Genomic DNA, 15,284 nt, shown 5'->3' on the forward strand with positions numbered 1-15,284 from the left:
CTCTAATCGTGTAATTCATCGGGACTTTGTTAAGAGTTGCAACTCTTAACGATCGCCTGTTGAGCCATGTTCAGATTTATTACGGCGTGGAAAGGGCATAGGGCTTAGCCTCATGCCCCTTCTGTACCTCTGGCTGCGGAACTATACGCTGAGGCGGAAATCCATCACCTATGTTTTGTGTGGGGTGCGAAGCACCCTACACAAAACATAGGTTGCGAACTTAGGCCGCAGCCTACTAGGCATCGAAATGATTGGGTGTAGTGCTTAACGCCACACAGGTAGTGTTCTAGACATGTAGATGGGTGGTGAAAGGGCCACTTCATGCCCCTTTCACCACCCATCTACATGTTTGAAACTGGCCTGTTACACACAATTATTTTGATTGAGATTCTTCGGGCTGTCCTACAACTTCGCGAAGGCGCTGGCGCACCTGTTCGTGGCGCTCTACGCCTTCATAGGCAAAGATGTTATAGCGACTGCGTTCAATCTGTACAGCCATGTTGCGCAGGCGTTCGTCCGTATCAGGATGAGTAGAGAGCCATTCCAGAATGACGTCGGGATTTTCTCGTTCCAGGGTTTCCATCATTGTGTGCAAGCCATCGGCAGCATACCCAGCGGTAGCTAGGAGACGTGTACCGAAGGCATCCGCTTGGCGTTCCATATCACGGCTGTAGCGCAGCAAGGCCAGGTCTGCAATGATGCCGCCATAGGGTAGGAGTTGGATTGTATTACCTGCCAGGGTTGACTGCATCATCAGCTCGAAGCCGTGAGACAGCACAGTGTGCGCCAGTTCATGAGCGATGAGGCCAGCCAATTCAGCTTCGGAGTTGCTGTTGAGAATGGCTCCTGAAAAGATGAAAATCTTTCCGCCTGGAAAAGCGAACGCGTTCAATTCTTCGTTGTCGACCACAAAGAATTCGTATTCAAACTCGTCCCGCCCGGTCATCTCGGCTAACCGTCGGCCAATCTCATTGACGTAATTCACCACCATTTCGTCTTCTACCAGTTCCAACTGGTCAGCGGCCTGGTTGGAGAAGGCTTCGCCCATGCCATCTTCCCCTTCCAGCAGCATCAGGTTGGTTTGTAGAGTGGTGAGTGGGCCGTAAAGGTTGCCTGTCACGACAAAGCTAAGGGCACTGGTGAGGGTGTTGGCGATCGCATTCAACGCCATATCCTCTCGCAGGTCGTCCTTGAACTCATCTAGATACTCACTGGCTTGAGCATCAAATTCAGCTGCTATTGGATCTTCGGAATTTAGCAGGGCAAACTGCCGGGCCGCAATGGAGGCTTCCAGTAAATGGTCTGTGCGGGCCAGGACAGAAATCCTGGTCCGCGTAAGTTCGGGATTGTCGCCAAACTGCCCGGCTGCCTGTTCTATAGCACTCAAGGCATCCTCCGGGCGCTCGCGCTCCAGTAGTGCCTCAGCATACCGAATCTGTCCGGGAATAAATTCGGGCTGTTGTTGCACCAACAGCTCCAGTCCTACCATTTCACGGCTGTCCTGTCCGCGTGCTTGCCCTTCCTGGGCCTCACGCCAGTACACAGTTCCTTCAGGAGATAGCAGGGCGGGGTCTGAGAAGGGTTGCACTTCCGGAGCAGGAGAGGCGATCGCCGTTCCAGGAGTTTTCGCTTTGCGATAGAGCCGTTCTGCTTCGTCGTAACGACCTGCCAACCAGAGGCGATCGCCCTCAATCAGCAATTGCCGCCGAGTTGCTGCATCTAATGCTGCTTCGTCGGGTGGTTTGGTATCAGAGGGGGCTGGGCCTGGTGGTGTTGTGGCCGCAGGCTCTGAAGGGGACTCCCGAGTTGATGGTGCTGCGGCCGCAGGCTCTGAGGGGGACTCCGGAATTGGTGGTGCTGTTGGAAGATCTGAAGGAGATTCCAGTGCAGGCGTTGCTGCGGTTGCTGTCGGGGGCGTTGCCAAAATATCCCAAGATTTTGCAACGGGTTGAGCTGTTGGAGTGCTCAGTTTTTCCGCCGCAATAGGACTTGTCTCAATTTCTGTTGACTCGTCAGAATCGACCCACAACTTAGGCCCGTCTGATGCAATAGCCTCAAACTTGGCAACAGACTGAGGGCCAGAGGTCGTTGGAGAAGGTTGTAGGGCCAAGCTGGGAACGGCGATCGCCCAGACTAACGCCCCCAGGAGAGGGTGGCTCCAGTGGAGCGATCGCTGCCAATCAATAACTCCCATCCGATTCATAACAACCTTCCTCGATTGGTGGGCTGCTAATTCCTAAGTACCGTATATCCAGTGCCGGTGAAAATTTTGAGGAGCCAAAAGCTCCTCAAAATTTTCTTGGCCAGGTAGACGGACTACAGAGATTGATGTTCCCTAAATAAGGAACTTCTTTGACTAGGTTTAGTTCACCGTTAACCACTTCTGGCCGTTCAACCGTTGAATGGTGTAAAGCACCATCAGATCCAGAGTGATCTTGCGCTCATCAATCATGAAAGACTCCATCTGGCTGGGATTTGAACCCTTGTCTGCCCAGCAGAAAAACTTCTGCCCACTAATGTCTTCCTTGATAAAGCCAATGCGGAACTGCCGCTGGCCTCCCTTCATATGGCCAATCACTTGCCAGCAATCCACATCCGTGAGGCCTTTAATCGGAACGGGTTGCTTTTCAAACTTCAGATCCAGGTCGTTGACGGCAAACTTTTGCAGAGTTTGGGTCAGAGCTGGCAAAAAGTGCTGAGTGATAAACTCAGCAAAAGGTTTGTCTTCAACCGCTGGCGGCTTTTCCTTCTTAGGCTTTGCAGCGGTAGCAGCGGGCTTTTCCGCTTTTGCTTCTGCCGGAGCTTCGGTGGGTTTGGTTTCTTCAGACATAGCTTACGCTCTCACGGTTGTATGGGAGTCAGCAGACAAAAAGCGATTGCAACAGAGCTGCAATGCTGGAGTTGCTTCCATAGTACAGGCTTTAACCGGGCAAAAATTCAGCCTCGGCGGAGGAATCCCTGCAAAGATTTTGATGCTTTTTATAGCCTTACTCACATCTTGCGCCTTTCCAAAACCAAATTCCAGAACCCTTACTTTTTCATCGCAAAGCGCCAAAAGAGTAAGGGTTCTGGAATTTGCTACAGGATTTGAGTCTACTTACAGCGCTTTGCGCTTGAATCAGCCACGGTTGTTTTTGTGAGAGTCGCGCTCCGCGCGGCTCTCACAAAAACAACCAGATTTTAAGCGCTTGAAAAACGCTGTAACCCCATTTAGGGAGAACCGAATCGTTCATTTTTGCGTGCGCGTCGTGTTGCAAAAATGGGCGTTTTCCAAAATCTTTTACTGAAGCACCGCCAGAGGGCTATCAATGCTTTTTGACTGGTAGGTGCTTGGGCTGTATTGATCGAGATGACGGTAAAGCATGCGGGGCTTTGAGTAGCGGCAAGAGAAAAACTCAACAGCCGCCTGTCCATCATCAAACACTTTCACCTTGGGCCACAGATCTTTGGGCTGTGCTGTGCGCCAGTTCCAGTTAGCGGCTGGGGCTGCATCGATCAGTTCATGCTGACCCCATTTTTTGCGATCGCCCATCGCCCCAAACTCCTCCAACTCCCGCCGTAGAATTGATGCCATCAGAAAGGACGCAGGGGTGCGATCGCCTTCAACGGCCTCCATAAAATGTTCCAGAGCCTTTTCCGGCTTAGGCGGCTGTGCCATGGTTTGCTTTCCCGTCAACGCCTTCTCCAGAATGGTCATGGTACTGTACGCCTCTGGCACCGCCCAGACGACTCCTACTCCCTGCCCCTGAGAGCGAAATAGGTAGCTCACCAGGCGATAATCTGGCTTCATCTGTAAGCCTGGTAGCTTCAGAAAGCAGGCTCCTGGATTCACCGTGCTGACAAACCATTCATCCTGCACGGTAGCGGGAGGATGTTGGGCTAGAGGTGTACCACCAAACGTGAAAACCCCACTCAGTTCGTCCAGGGATTCTGGTTCTGGCATTTCATCCGATGTTTGCTCCTCCCCGGTTTGTTCTGTATTGGGTACAGCAAGGGATTGGAGGAGATATTTCTTGACCTTTTGAAGGGATGACAGTGGATATTTTTTAATGGTCATAACCGGGCGGGAATCCTACTCAGGACACGGTTTCTGGGTTTTACCAGGGGGAGTTATCGCTCGGTGCCTGGTGCTGAGGGATCTTGATATCCCCGCATGTCTCTTGAAGTTAGAGTGCCCAGACAAAAGCACGGGATTGAAACCAAGCGAAGAATCGTAAGCTTTCTTCGGGACCAGAAGCCTCGGCTAATGAAAACTGAAGGAAATTCAGTTTTCGACTGATCCCTTCTAAAACAGGACGGTTGTAAAACTTACAGACATTTCATGTCGCCCATCACTGTATCGCAACCGACCGGGTCAGCTTCTAAAACCCCAACAAATTTGAATACTTCTCAAAAATCCCGTTTTTCAGAGCCTAGACACTCGAAAAATGTAGCTCGGTTTAGCCTTGAAAGATTGATGTAGGAGTTTAGCGCCCCCCTGGCCTGTATATTCCTAAATTCACGCTAAGCCTGAGGCATACTGCAGGTTAGGTACGGCTTATCTGGGCACATCTGCATGATGTGGCGAGGATTCCTTCCAGATAACTCGTACCTGGCCAGGTGCAACCCGATTGCTCTGCTCCTGCATAATGCGCTGAGCTTGTTCCGGGTCGAAACGGTAATTAAAGTCAGCCTGAAGCTGATTAACGCGAGATTCGAGTTTAGAAACTTCCTGGGTAATTTCTTTGAGCTGGGTTTGCTGTGCTACCGCCATCGGGATGAGTTGAGCCAGACCAACACAGGCGGCGATTGCCGCACCCACACTGACCACTAATTTACTCCCCACTTCGAACGCCATTGCGCGATGAGGATTGGCTCTACGAGCCACCCGCCGTCGCCGCCGAAGCACACCCCCGGGCTGAGAGCCGGGAGCGGGAGGATAGTTTTGAGGGGAACGCGCGTTCATGGGGGCAAACCTGACGGAGGAGCGAATGGCATGAAAGCCTACCCCAATATAATGGTTGTCTGTTGCAATCGCGAAAAAAATACATCTCCCATTTACGATCGCAATGGGTAGTTATTCCTGAAGATAGAATTCGCCGATGCCTTCCCACTCTGGGTTAAAGCCTTTTGCCATTGCTTGGTAGCGGCACAATACCTTAACCCAGCATGGCCCATCGTGAGGCTATAGCAATGTACAAGTACGTTAACCTGAGTTCGGGTTAAGGGCGTTTTCAAGTGCCGCGCAACGCGCGGCACTTGAAAACGCTCATTTTGGCGTGCGCAAAGCGCACGCCAAAATGAGCACTTCAGCTTATCCCGAACTGAGGTTACTTAATCAACAAGCACAGCGCGATAAAGATGAGGCTGACATTCAAAACGATGGGGTGGAGTACACTGTACCCCACCCCGTCGCTTTCAACCAAAGCGAAACCGCTCTAGATTTTGAAATATTTCATGGGAGTAAACCCACAAAATAGGATGAAAGAGCCGCCCAGGAAGATCCTGGAAACGGAGTTACTTGTATAGCTCGGTGGAGAGGCGGAATGCCATTACCCCAGGCAGTAGTGCAATAACCAGAGCTGCAAAGATTTGAGTATCTGAAAGAGCCATCGTGAAAACTCCTGTATTTAACGATAAATACCCTAGAACGGTTGTCCATTCATGAGTTGAATGGCACCAACGTACATTAATTTCAGCGATCGCGGCCCCTTCTGGAACATCTTGTTATACAGCTTAATATTTGGCAGAGGCTGAGGATATGGATTCCGTCAGGGATGATGTGCAATACGCCCAGCGCACCCATCGACCATCCTTCCCCTAACAACCTTCCGAAAGCCTAATTGTGGGAGGGTGGGGCGCATACGCACCCCACCCTCCCGTAGGCTCTAGGAATCTCAGACAAGGTTGTGTGCTACAGCGCGCACAACCTTATCTGAGATTCTCAGGAGCGATAAACCGGCAGTGTAAAGTGAAAACAACTTCCCTGGCTGGGGGTTGAATCTACCCAAATTTGGCCATAGTGGGCACGTACAATACGTTGGCAGAGGGCCAGTCCAATGCCATAGCCATCTTTTCCGGCGTCCCGCTCCAGGCGAAATTGGTCCTCGAAAATGCGTTCCCGGTTTTCTTCAGGAATACCCGGTCCTGTGTCGCAGACGCTCACCTGTACCTTTTGAGTGGTGCGATGCAGGATGGCCACCTGCACACTACCGCCTTTAGGGGTGTACTTAATCGCGTTATCTAATAGGTTAATTAATACCTGCCGTACCTTTTCTGGATCTGCATAAACTGTGGGGAGATCCGTAGGGATATCTGTTTTGATGTGTTGCGCTTTGACTTCAAACTGGTTTTCCAGGTCATTCAAAATTCTGAGACAGAGCAACCCCAGGTCTAGCTTTTGGGGTTGAATTTCGAGCTTGCCGCCGCTGCCCTGAGCCGCTTGCAGTACATCAGTAATCATGCGATCGATCACTTTCGCCTGGGTGCGAGCATGGCGGATGAGCTGGGCAATGGTTTCTCGGCTCAGACGTTCTTTCCGTTCTTCTGCCTTAATGCCGCTCCGAGTATCAAGGCCCAGTTCTAGAGTTTCCAGGGCGATCGAAACTGTGGTCAGAGGGTTCCGGAGGTCGTGAGCCAGCATAGACATTAATCGCTCCCGAAACTGAAGTTGTTCCTGGAGTTCTTCGTTCTGTTGCTTAAGGCGAAAAATTTCGTCAGAGAGGTGGGTGATCTCGGTCAGGTGAGAGATGGAAGCGGAAGGGGGATTATATTCAGGCTTGAGCGTTGTTTCCTGAACGTCCTGGTCTTCCGAAAACTCTTCGGCAGATTGCCGCCAACGCAGCCACCATTGGTCGAGCTGCGCCACAATATCACTACCCGCCAAAATATGACGGGGTTCAGGGTGATATTTGATCAGGGCAGGGGTAGCCACTAGCTTGAAATGTTCGACTAGATGGGGCTGCTCACCCACATCGATGACCTCTAACCCAAAGGGGTAATCTTGTCCGAGCTCCTTAAGCCGTAGCCGAATCTGCCGGATCTTCTCGTTCGATCCGGGGCGTTTGTCCACAAACAACAGGAGTTGTAAGGGAACTTCAGAACTATCAGTGGCGACGGGCAACGTTTCCATAGACCTTGAAGTCATTGGATACCAAACTTTCAGCAACCTGAACGACTAAGACAATTATCAACGTTGATAGAACCGCAGAACGTGCCAAACATTACCCAGGAGCCTTAGGGCTATTCTATTCCCAAATCACATCTGAAGCGCCTGGTTAGTTTCGCGGTATCCGGCTTTAGGTTGCCCAAAATGGCGGGTTGCCGCCAAGCAGATCAGAGAGAAGTGGAGAAGTGCCTAGCCAATCCTCCGTTTTTGGAGGGGCTGATTACTATACCCACTAAATTTCTGAACCTAATCTAGCTTCGGTTATACCTTAAAACTTTTGTCTCTATGCGTAATCATGTTCACTTTCCTGCATTTTTCGCTAGGGACTCTAAAGCGGAGATTTCCGCATAAGAATTTACCCATCATGTGGGGGCTTTACGCAGTCGCAGGCAAAGCCCCCACATGATGGAGGCAATGTCATTCCTGAAAATCTCCCAAGAGTTTGTACTGGTAAGGCATGAAGATGCTGTTCTCGACGTGTGGTTGGCTGTTGTAGCGCAGAATATGGGCTCAAGCTTTACCGGCTTTTGCCACCCTGTAACTGACCGTAGCATGATGAAGGCTATAGAAGTTTTGGGAAGATGGGAAGGCGTACACTTCTGGTTTGATAAATTTGTGCGAAGAGACGGTCTGAGATAGAGACGCCAGTGGAGAAATGGGGGAGCATAAGATTAAGGAAGACCTGTTGGATCTTGGGGTCGATTCATCGATTCGGCACATGTGGGTCAGGGGGCTCAGTCAGAAAACCTGGTAATTTCTACGGTAGGAGCTGGGTTTCGGCTAAACTAAAACGCTTGGATAATGTTCGCGATGCCCCTTATGGCTCTATGCTTTTGCGAGGCACTACCAGCGACGAAGCGATAGTAACCTCGCCACTTCAAAACAGGTGTACTCTCATCGGACGGATTGCAGGGGAATGAAAATTCTGGTTCTGGCCTGGGAGTTTCCTCCCCGCATTGTGGGAGGGATTGCCCGCCACGTTGCAGAACTATATCCCGAAATTACCCGGCTTGGACATCAGGTTCACTTGCTGACGGTGGAATTTGGGCAGGCACCTCACTACGAAGTTGTGGAAGGCATCCATGTGCATCGGGTGCGAGTGGGACCCGGCCACGACTTTTTCCACTGGGTAGACAATATGAACACCAGCATGGGGCAGCATGGGGGTAAGCTGCTACTGGACGATGGGCCATTTGACCTGATTCATGCCCATGATTGGCTGGTAGGAGATGCGGCGATCGCCCTCAAACACATTTTCCGCATTCCCCTCATTGCTACCATTCATGCTACCGAGGCAGGCCGCCACAATGGACTACATAACTCCACCCAGCACTACATCCACGGTAAAGAGTTGCGGCTGGCCCACGAAGCCTGGCGAGTGGTGGTGTGTTCGCGCTATATGCAGCGAGAGGTGGAGCGATCGCTCCGCAGCCCCGCCGACAAAATTGATGTGGTCTACAACGGCATTCGTCCTGAGAAGAAACCGGCTCGCGCCACCTTCGACTATTTGAGCTTCCGCCGGCAGTTTGCCAAGGATGATGAACAGATTGTGTACTACGTGGGCCGGATGACCTATGAGAAGGGAGTGCAGGTCATGCTCAATGCTGCCCCCCGCATCATCCGAGCCATGGAAGGGCTTGTGAAGTTTGTGATTATTGGCAGTGGTCAGATTGACCCCCTCAAGCAACAGGTGCGGGATTTGGGAATTTGGGATTACTGCCACTTCACCGGGTTTATGCCCGATGATCAGTTGAATTTGTTTCAGGCGATCGCGGACTGTGCTGTCTTCCCTAGCCTCTATGAGCCCTTCGGCATTGTGGTGCTGGAAAGCTTCGCAGCCCAGGTGCCTGTGGTTGTGTCCGATGTGGGTGGCCTGCCCGAGGTGGTACAGCACGGTCAAACGGGCATTGTGACCCAGGCTAATAGCCCTGAATCGCTGGCCCGTGGCATTCTGCAAATTCTGGAACAACCTGATTTCGCTAAAACCCTGGTAGATAACGCCTACATTGACCTTTATCAGCGTTTTAGCTGGGCAGAGTTGGCAGCACAGACCATTGAGGTATACAAGCGGGTTGCCCTGGAGCGGCAACTGGTGGCCTGGTAGTCTGAACTTCAAGACACCCCGATGTTTCAAAAACAGGGTGCATCCCACTTTTGTAAGTGAAGCGGGCTACGCCCGCTTCACTTACAAAAGTGGATTTCCAAATTTGCAAAAGTAGGATGCACCCCAAAAACACGCGTGTCTTGAAGTTCAGGGCTTATAACAAGTAAGGTTAAATACCGATGATAAAAAGTGGTGCGGCGCTTTGCGCCGCACCACTTTTTATCATCGGTATTTAACCCGACATGATATTACGTATCGATGTTGGTGATGGGGGCGGCGCACTCCACCACTAACATTGATGGGGTTGAGGTCGAAAGTACAGGTGAACTCTGCTAGATTTAGCCATAGAAATAGGCATTGCCTATCCCTCCTATTAAGTTCTGGCTGCCCGTCTGGATGAGTGATCCGTCGCCCCACGTTCCCAAATTGCGCCCCTATCAGGTGCAATTGATTAAAGACCTCTATGACAAGCTGGGGGAGGGCTACAAGCGAGTAGCCGTGATCGCCGGAACGGGAGCTGGGAAAACCATTATTGCGGGGCAAATCTGCGCCCATGCCGAGTCGCGAGGCTGTCGTCTGCTGTTCCTGGTGCACCTAGATGTGCTGGTGGGGCAGACCTACGAAAAGATGCGAGATTTTGGGTTGCACTGTGGCTTCATCAAAGCTGGTTGGAAGGAAGACCCCAGTGCCCCTATCCAAATTGCCAGCGTGCAGACCATGGGCAAGCGTACCTGGTGGAAGAAGTGGCACGCTGATGTAGTGCTTTACGACGAAGCCCATACGACTGTCTTTAGCCGGGTAGGGCAGCAGTTGCTCTATCACACCCATACCGATGCTGTACACCTGGCACTGACCGCAACGCCCTACCGTTTAGGTCAGGATCAACTCGGGGATCACATGGAAACCCTGGTTTCCTCCCCGGTACCTTCCGAGTTACAGAAGATGGGTTTCCTGGCACCGATGAAGTACTACGGTATGACCCAGGAGGACCGCGTTGACCTGGCCGATGTGCGAACGGTAGCGGGGGATTTTGATGAGCGAGATTTAAAGGTGGCGTGCGATCGCCCCGAACTCGTCGAACGCATTGTGGAAGAATGGCACCGCCTGGTGCCCGACAAGCGCACGATCGCCTTCTGTGTGGATGTAGAGCACGCCCGTCACGTTGCCGATGCCTTTAACCAGGCCGGGGTGTCAGCAGCTACTGTAGACGGCAACACTCCGATCAAGGAGCGCCAGCAGCTCTATCATGCTCTGCGAGATAACGAATTGCTGGTCTTGACCTCCTGTAACGTTATCAGCATTGGCTTTGATGAACCCAGTGTGGAAGCGGGCCTACTGCTCCGTCCCACCCAATCTCGCGCCCTGCACTTTCAGCAGATTGGTCGGGTAATGCGGATCTCGCCCAAAACCGGCAAGCTCTACGGCACCATCCTGGATCAGGCAGGCAACCTGGAACGTTTGGGCTTCCCCGAAGATATTCGCGAGTACACCCTGCCCAACCGAGAGGATGCCGAAAACCAGGGCGTGGGTAGCGCACCCACCAAAATGTGTCCGTGCTGCGGCTTCATCGTGTGGATTTTCGTGATGACCTGCCCGGAATGTGAGCATCAGTGGGTGAATGAAGCTCCCCTTCCTCTAACCGAGTTGGCAGAAGTTCTCAGTGAGGAGCAAATGGCTATGCTCCAGGAACAGGAGATGCTGCGGGTATTCCATGAATTACGCAAACGCCATTTCCGCGAAGGGGCATCCCCAGCCTGGACAACGCGCAAATTCTTCGAACAATTTAACTGTTTGCCTAAGGATGTGTGGTGCCTGGGATCGATCTTTGGCAAGCATCCCAGCACGGATAACAAGTATGAATACAAGCATTATTTGATGACATTAGCCCAACAACAAGGCAAATCTATTTCCTGGGTCGTTAGCGAATATCAAAAGGAATTTGGCTCATCCAATTGGCAAGAAATCATTTTTGATCGCATGGCATAAAGACTCAAGTACTCGGCAGCTTAAGTCGACCATGTTGGAAGGTGCTTTGCACCTTCCAACATGGGTTGGTTTCCGACGCTAGGACTAGATTGTAGGGTGGAGCAGACTGCCAACCTGCAATCCTTGCCAGTCGTTATTTGGCAGAGGTGTCAGGGGCGATCGCCTCTCGCTTCTGCTGAATGGCCTGGCGAAAACCCAGGACGACCAGAATGTTGGCGAGGGTCAGGAAAACCTCTGCACTGCCGTGGAGCCAGTCGACATTCGCGAGTTCATCATGATAGGCGACTTTGGCATAGATTCCCGCAGGGATGGTAATGGCAACGAATACCAGAGTCATGTAGAACCCAACCAGGGCAAGCCGTGGGGTTTGCTGGGAACGGGTGAGAAACCAGAGAAATCCGAGATACGGGAAGAGGGAAAGGGCAAACAGGTTTTCTTTTGCAAACATTAAAAGTTAAGGCAGATTGTCCATTTCTTAGAATACTGCCTGAGCAAAGGGCCGTTGTCGGCGTTGCCTATATTAACTGCGCGCCATATATATTCATAGATCCCTAACATAAAGAAAGCTTGATCCTCGCCAGATACATATTCGAAATCGTTCTTGGCAAGCCTAGCAGGGTGTATCTTTTCCCATGATCCCAAGGATTGCTTGTGAAACACACTCGGTGATCCAGGAATACCTCTAAAATGTTTTGGACTCACTGCATATTGTAAAGACAGCCTATGCCCCGCCGTAATGACATCCGCAAAATTTTGCTGGTTGGTTCTGGTCCCATTGTGATTGGACAAGCCAGCGAATTTGACTACTCTGGCACTCAGGCGTGTAAAGCGTTACGGGATGAGGGCTATGAAGTAGTGCTGATTAACTCGAACCCGGCCACCATCATGACCGACCCGGAGATGGCCGATCGCACCTACATTGAACCCCTCACCCCAGAAATCGTCGAAAAGGTCATCGAAAAAGAACGCCCGGATGCCCTGCTGCCAACGATGGGGGGCCAAACCGCCCTCAACCTGGCCGTAGCCCTCTCCAAAAATGGCGTATTAGATAAGTATGGTGTGGAGCTGATTGGAGCCAAGCTTCCGGCCATTGAAATGGCGGAAGATCGCAAACTCTTTAAGGAAGCCATGGAACGGATTGGGGTGGCGGTGTGCCCCTCCGGTTTGGCGGAGACGATGGAAGAGGCGCGGGCGATCGCCCAACAAATCGGCAAGTATCCGTTGATTATTCGCCCTGCTTTCACCCTGGGCGGTACGGGTGGCGGTATTGCCTACAACCAGGAAGAATTTGAGGAGATCGCTCAGAGTGGTCTGGATGCCAGCCCTGTCTCGCAAATCCTGGTGGAGCAATCTCTGCTGGGATGGAAAGAGTACGAGCTGGAGGTGATGCGTGACCTGGCCGATAACGTGGTCATCATCTGCTCCATCGAGAACCTTGATCCCATGGGGATTCACACCGGGGACTCGATCACCGTTGCCCCTGCCCAAACGTTGACGGATAAGGAGTATCAGCGGTTGCGCGATGCTTCTATCAAAATCATTCGGGAAATTGGGGTAGAGACAGGTGGTTCCAACATTCAATTTGCGGTGAACCCTGTTACGGGTGAGGTCATCGTCATTGAGATGAACCCGCGTGTATCCCGTAGTTCGGCGCTGGCGTCTAAGGCAACAGGCTTTCCGATCGCCAAGATGGCGGCAAAACTGGCGGTGGGCTACACCCTGGATGAAATTCCGAACGACATCACCAAGAAGACCCCGGCTAGCTTTGAGCCAACTATCGACTATGTGGTGACGAAGATTCCCCGCTTCGCCTTCGAGAAGTTTCCCGGTTCGGAGCCGGTCTTGACTACCCAGATGAAGTCAGTGGGTGAGGCGATGGCGATCGGGCGAACCTTCCAGGAGTCCTTCCAGAAAGCGTTGCGATCGCTGGAAACGGGACGAGCCGGTTGGGGATGCGATCGCGCCGAAAAGCTCCCCAACATTTCCCAAATCCAGGCAGGCTTGCGTACCCCGAACCCTGACCGGATTTTTACGGTACGCCATGCCATGTCTATGGGTATGAGCGTGGAGGAAATCTACGAACTCACCAGCATCGACCCCTGGTTCCTCGACAAGCTCCAGGAAATTTTGGAAACGGAGAAGTTCCTCAAGCGCACACCGCTGAAGGAACTGACCGAGGACAAGATGCGGTATGTGAAGCAGCAAGGGTTTAGCGATCGCCAAATCGCCTACGCTACCAAGACCACCGAAGACGAAGTGCGGACCTACCGCAAATCCCTCGGCATCATCCCGGTCTACAAAACTGTGGATACCTGCGCGGCCGAGTTTGAAGCCCTCACCCCTTACTATTACTCCACCTACGAAACGCCGTACCAGAACCTGACTGATGGTGACGACCCGATCGCCTCTGTCGAAACGGAAGTACTGGCTTCCGAACGTCGCAAGGTGATGATTCTGGGGGGTGGCCCGAACCGGATTGGGCAGGGGATTGAGTTTGACTACTGCTGCTGTCACGCTTCCTTCGCGCTGAGGGATGACGGGTTTGAGACCATCATGGTCAACTCCAACCCAGAGACCGTTTCGACGGACTATGACACGAGCGATCGCCTCTACTTTGAACCCCTCACGAAAGAGGATGTGCTCAATATTATTGAGGCAGAAAATCCCGAAGGTATCATTATCCAATTTGGTGGTCAGACTCCACTGAAGTTGGCGGTACCGTTGCAGCAATACCTCAACTCCCTGGAAAGCCCCACCCTCAAAATCTGGGGAACTTCTCCCGATGCCATCGACACTGCTGAAGACCGCGAACGCTTCGAGCACATCCTGCGGGAACTAGATATTCGCCAACCCGCTAACGGGATTGCCCGCAGTACCGCTGAAGCGCTCCAGATCGCGAAACAGATTAGCTATCCCGTCGTGGTGCGTCCCAGCTACGTGCTAGGCGGTCGCGCGATGGAAATCGTCTACTCGGACGAAGACCTGGAGCGCTATATGGCCTATGCGGTGCAGGTAGAACCCGACCACCCCATCCTGGTTGACCAATATCTGGAGAACGCGATCGAGGTGGATGTGGATGCGATCGCTGATCACACTGGCCAGGTCGTCATCGGTGGCATCATGGAGCACATCGAACAGGCCGGAATTCACTCCGGCGACTCTGCCTGCTCTATTCCCACTATCTCTCTTTCCGATGAAGTGCTGACCACCATCCGCATCTGGACGGAGAAGCTGGCGAAGGCCCTCAATGTAATCGGCCTAATGAATGTGCAGTACGCGATTCAGGGTACGGCTGATGGGGAAGACAAGGTCTACATCCTGGAGGCAAACCCCCGCGCATCCCGGACGGTGCCTTTTGTGTCGAAGGCGATCGGCGTACCTCTGGCGAAGATGGCCTCCCGCATTATGTCGGGCAAAACCCTGCAAGAGCTGGGCTTTACCGAGGAAATTATTCCCAAACATATGGCGGTGAAAGAGGCGGTGCTTCCCTTCTCGAAGTTCTCTGGCACCGACATCATTTTAGGGCCAGAAATGCGCTCTACGGGTGAGGTGATGGGTATCGATACAGACTTTGGTAAAGCGTTTGCCAAGGCAGAACTGGCTGCATCCCAGCTACTCCCCCTAAAGGGTACGGTGTTTGTGTCGATGAACGATCGCGACAAAGTATCTGCCGTTCCCGTCGTCCAGGGTCTTATGGAGTTGGGCTTCCATGTGGTAGCAACATCGGGCACACGTCAGGTGTTAAAACAACACGATGTGGATGTGGAACTGGTGCTGAAGGTGCATGAGGGTCGGCCTAATGTGATGGATGCCATCAAGAACCACGGCATCCAGTTGATCGTGAACACTCCCCTGGGTCAAGAGGCTCAGTTAGACGATCGCACGCTCCGCCGCGCGGCCCTGGTTTACAAGGTGCCGACGGTGACAACGATCGCTGGAGCCAAGGCAACGACCGCTGCTATCCGCTCCCTCCAGGCCAACCCGCTCGACGTAAAAGCCATTCAGGATTACATCCGGTAAGATTGAACTCTAGCTATCAATTCTTAA

General features: G+C 52.3%; 10 protein-coding genes. 3 read left to right on the forward strand and 7 right to left on the reverse strand.

Annotated features, from left to right (window positions below; genetic code table 11):
- Positions 1–373: 373 nt before the first annotated feature.
- From H6F91_RS14185 to H6F91_RS14210, 6 genes are all read right to left on the reverse strand, one after another.
- On the reverse strand, positions 374–2,203 hold the full coding sequence (locus H6F91_RS14185; protein WP_190772399.1) for a M48 family metalloprotease: 1,830 nt from the start codon (positions 2,201–2,203) through the stop codon (positions 374–376).
- A 159-nt stretch (positions 2,204–2,362) separates the two neighbouring features.
- Entirely contained in the window at positions 2,363–2,830 is a 468-nt protein-coding gene (locus H6F91_RS14190) for a DUF2996 domain-containing protein (protein WP_190772400.1), read from the reverse strand.
- A 450-nt stretch (positions 2,831–3,280) separates the two neighbouring features.
- Positions 3,281–4,057, reverse strand: a complete 777-nt coding sequence (locus H6F91_RS14195; protein ID WP_190772401.1) for a hypothetical protein — start codon at positions 4,055–4,057, stop codon at positions 3,281–3,283.
- A gap of 480 nt (positions 4,058–4,537) precedes the next feature.
- Entirely contained in the window at positions 4,538–4,945 is a 408-nt protein-coding gene (locus H6F91_RS14200; RefSeq protein ID WP_190772402.1) for a hypothetical protein, read from the reverse strand.
- 551 nt (positions 4,946–5,496) lie between these two features.
- Positions 5,497–5,592 (reverse strand): photosystem I reaction center subunit XII, encoded by a 96-nt coding sequence (gene psaM, locus H6F91_RS14205; RefSeq protein WP_190772403.1) that lies wholly within the window; start codon positions 5,590–5,592, stop codon positions 5,497–5,499.
- 331 nt (positions 5,593–5,923) lie between these two features.
- The gene (locus H6F91_RS14210; RefSeq protein WP_242035788.1) at positions 5,924–7,126 is read right to left on the reverse strand and encodes a histidine kinase; all 1,203 of its coding nucleotides are present in this window, start codon (positions 7,124–7,126) and stop codon (positions 5,924–5,926) included.
- Positions 7,127–8,063: 937 nt separating this feature from the next.
- Between H6F91_RS14210 and H6F91_RS14215 the strand changes: the two genes are divergently transcribed.
- Together H6F91_RS14215 and H6F91_RS14220 are read left to right on the forward strand one after the other, a co-directional pair.
- Positions 8,064–9,251, forward strand: a complete 1,188-nt coding sequence (locus tag H6F91_RS14215; RefSeq protein WP_190772404.1) for a glycosyltransferase family 4 protein — start codon at positions 8,064–8,066, stop codon at positions 9,249–9,251.
- A gap of 357 nt (positions 9,252–9,608) precedes the next feature.
- A complete protein-coding gene (locus H6F91_RS14220; RefSeq protein WP_242035789.1) occupies positions 9,609–11,237 on the forward strand; it encodes a DEAD/DEAH box helicase in 1,629 nt (542 codons plus the stop codon).
- Between the two features lie 133 nt (positions 11,238–11,370).
- On the opposite strand, the gene H6F91_RS14225 is transcribed toward H6F91_RS14220, so the two are convergent.
- Entirely contained in the window at positions 11,371–11,685 is a 315-nt protein-coding gene (locus tag H6F91_RS14225) for a DUF3593 domain-containing protein (protein WP_190772405.1), read from the reverse strand.
- Between the two features lie 275 nt (positions 11,686–11,960).
- Between H6F91_RS14225 and carB the strand changes: the two genes are divergently transcribed.
- Complete coding sequence (gene carB, locus H6F91_RS14230; protein ID WP_190772406.1) at positions 11,961–15,257, forward strand: carbamoyl-phosphate synthase large subunit; 3,297 nt, start codon at positions 11,961–11,963, stop codon at positions 15,255–15,257.
- The last annotated feature ends 27 nt before the right edge of the window (positions 15,258–15,284 follow it).

Source organism: Leptolyngbya sp. FACHB-8, from assembly GCF_014695575.1.
Classification (GTDB): domain Bacteria; phylum Cyanobacteriota; class Cyanobacteriia; order Elainellales; family Elainellaceae; genus Vacuolonema.

Excerpts from the sequence above, each read along its gene's own strand:
- H6F91_RS14185 (WP_190772399.1), bottom strand. The coding sequence starts at position 2,203 with ATGAATCGGATGGGAGTTATTGATTGGCAGCGATCGCTCCACTGGAGC.
- H6F91_RS14195 (WP_190772401.1), bottom strand. The coding sequence starts at position 4,057 with ATGACCATTAAAAAATATCCACTGTCATCCCTTCAAAAGGTCAAGAAA.
- psaM (WP_190772403.1), bottom strand. The coding sequence starts at position 5,592 with ATGGCTCTTTCAGATACTCAAATCTTTGCAGCTCTGGTTATTGCACTA.
- H6F91_RS14210 (WP_242035788.1), bottom strand. The coding sequence starts at position 7,126 with ATGACTTCAAGGTCTATGGAAACGTTGCCCGTCGCCACTGATAGTTCT.
- H6F91_RS14215 (WP_190772404.1), top strand. The coding sequence starts at position 8,064 with ATGAAAATTCTGGTTCTGGCCTGGGAGTTTCCTCCCCGCATTGTGGGA.
- carB (WP_190772406.1), top strand. The coding sequence starts at position 11,961 with ATGCCCCGCCGTAATGACATCCGCAAAATTTTGCTGGTTGGTTCTGGT.
- H6F91_RS14200 (WP_190772402.1), bottom strand. The coding sequence starts at position 4,945 with ATGAACGCGCGTTCCCCTCAAAACTATCCTCCCGCTCCCGGCTCTCAG.
- H6F91_RS14190 (WP_190772400.1), bottom strand. The coding sequence starts at position 2,830 with ATGTCTGAAGAAACCAAACCCACCGAAGCTCCGGCAGAAGCAAAAGCG.
- H6F91_RS14225 (WP_190772405.1), bottom strand. The coding sequence starts at position 11,685 with ATGTTTGCAAAAGAAAACCTGTTTGCCCTTTCCCTCTTCCCGTATCTC.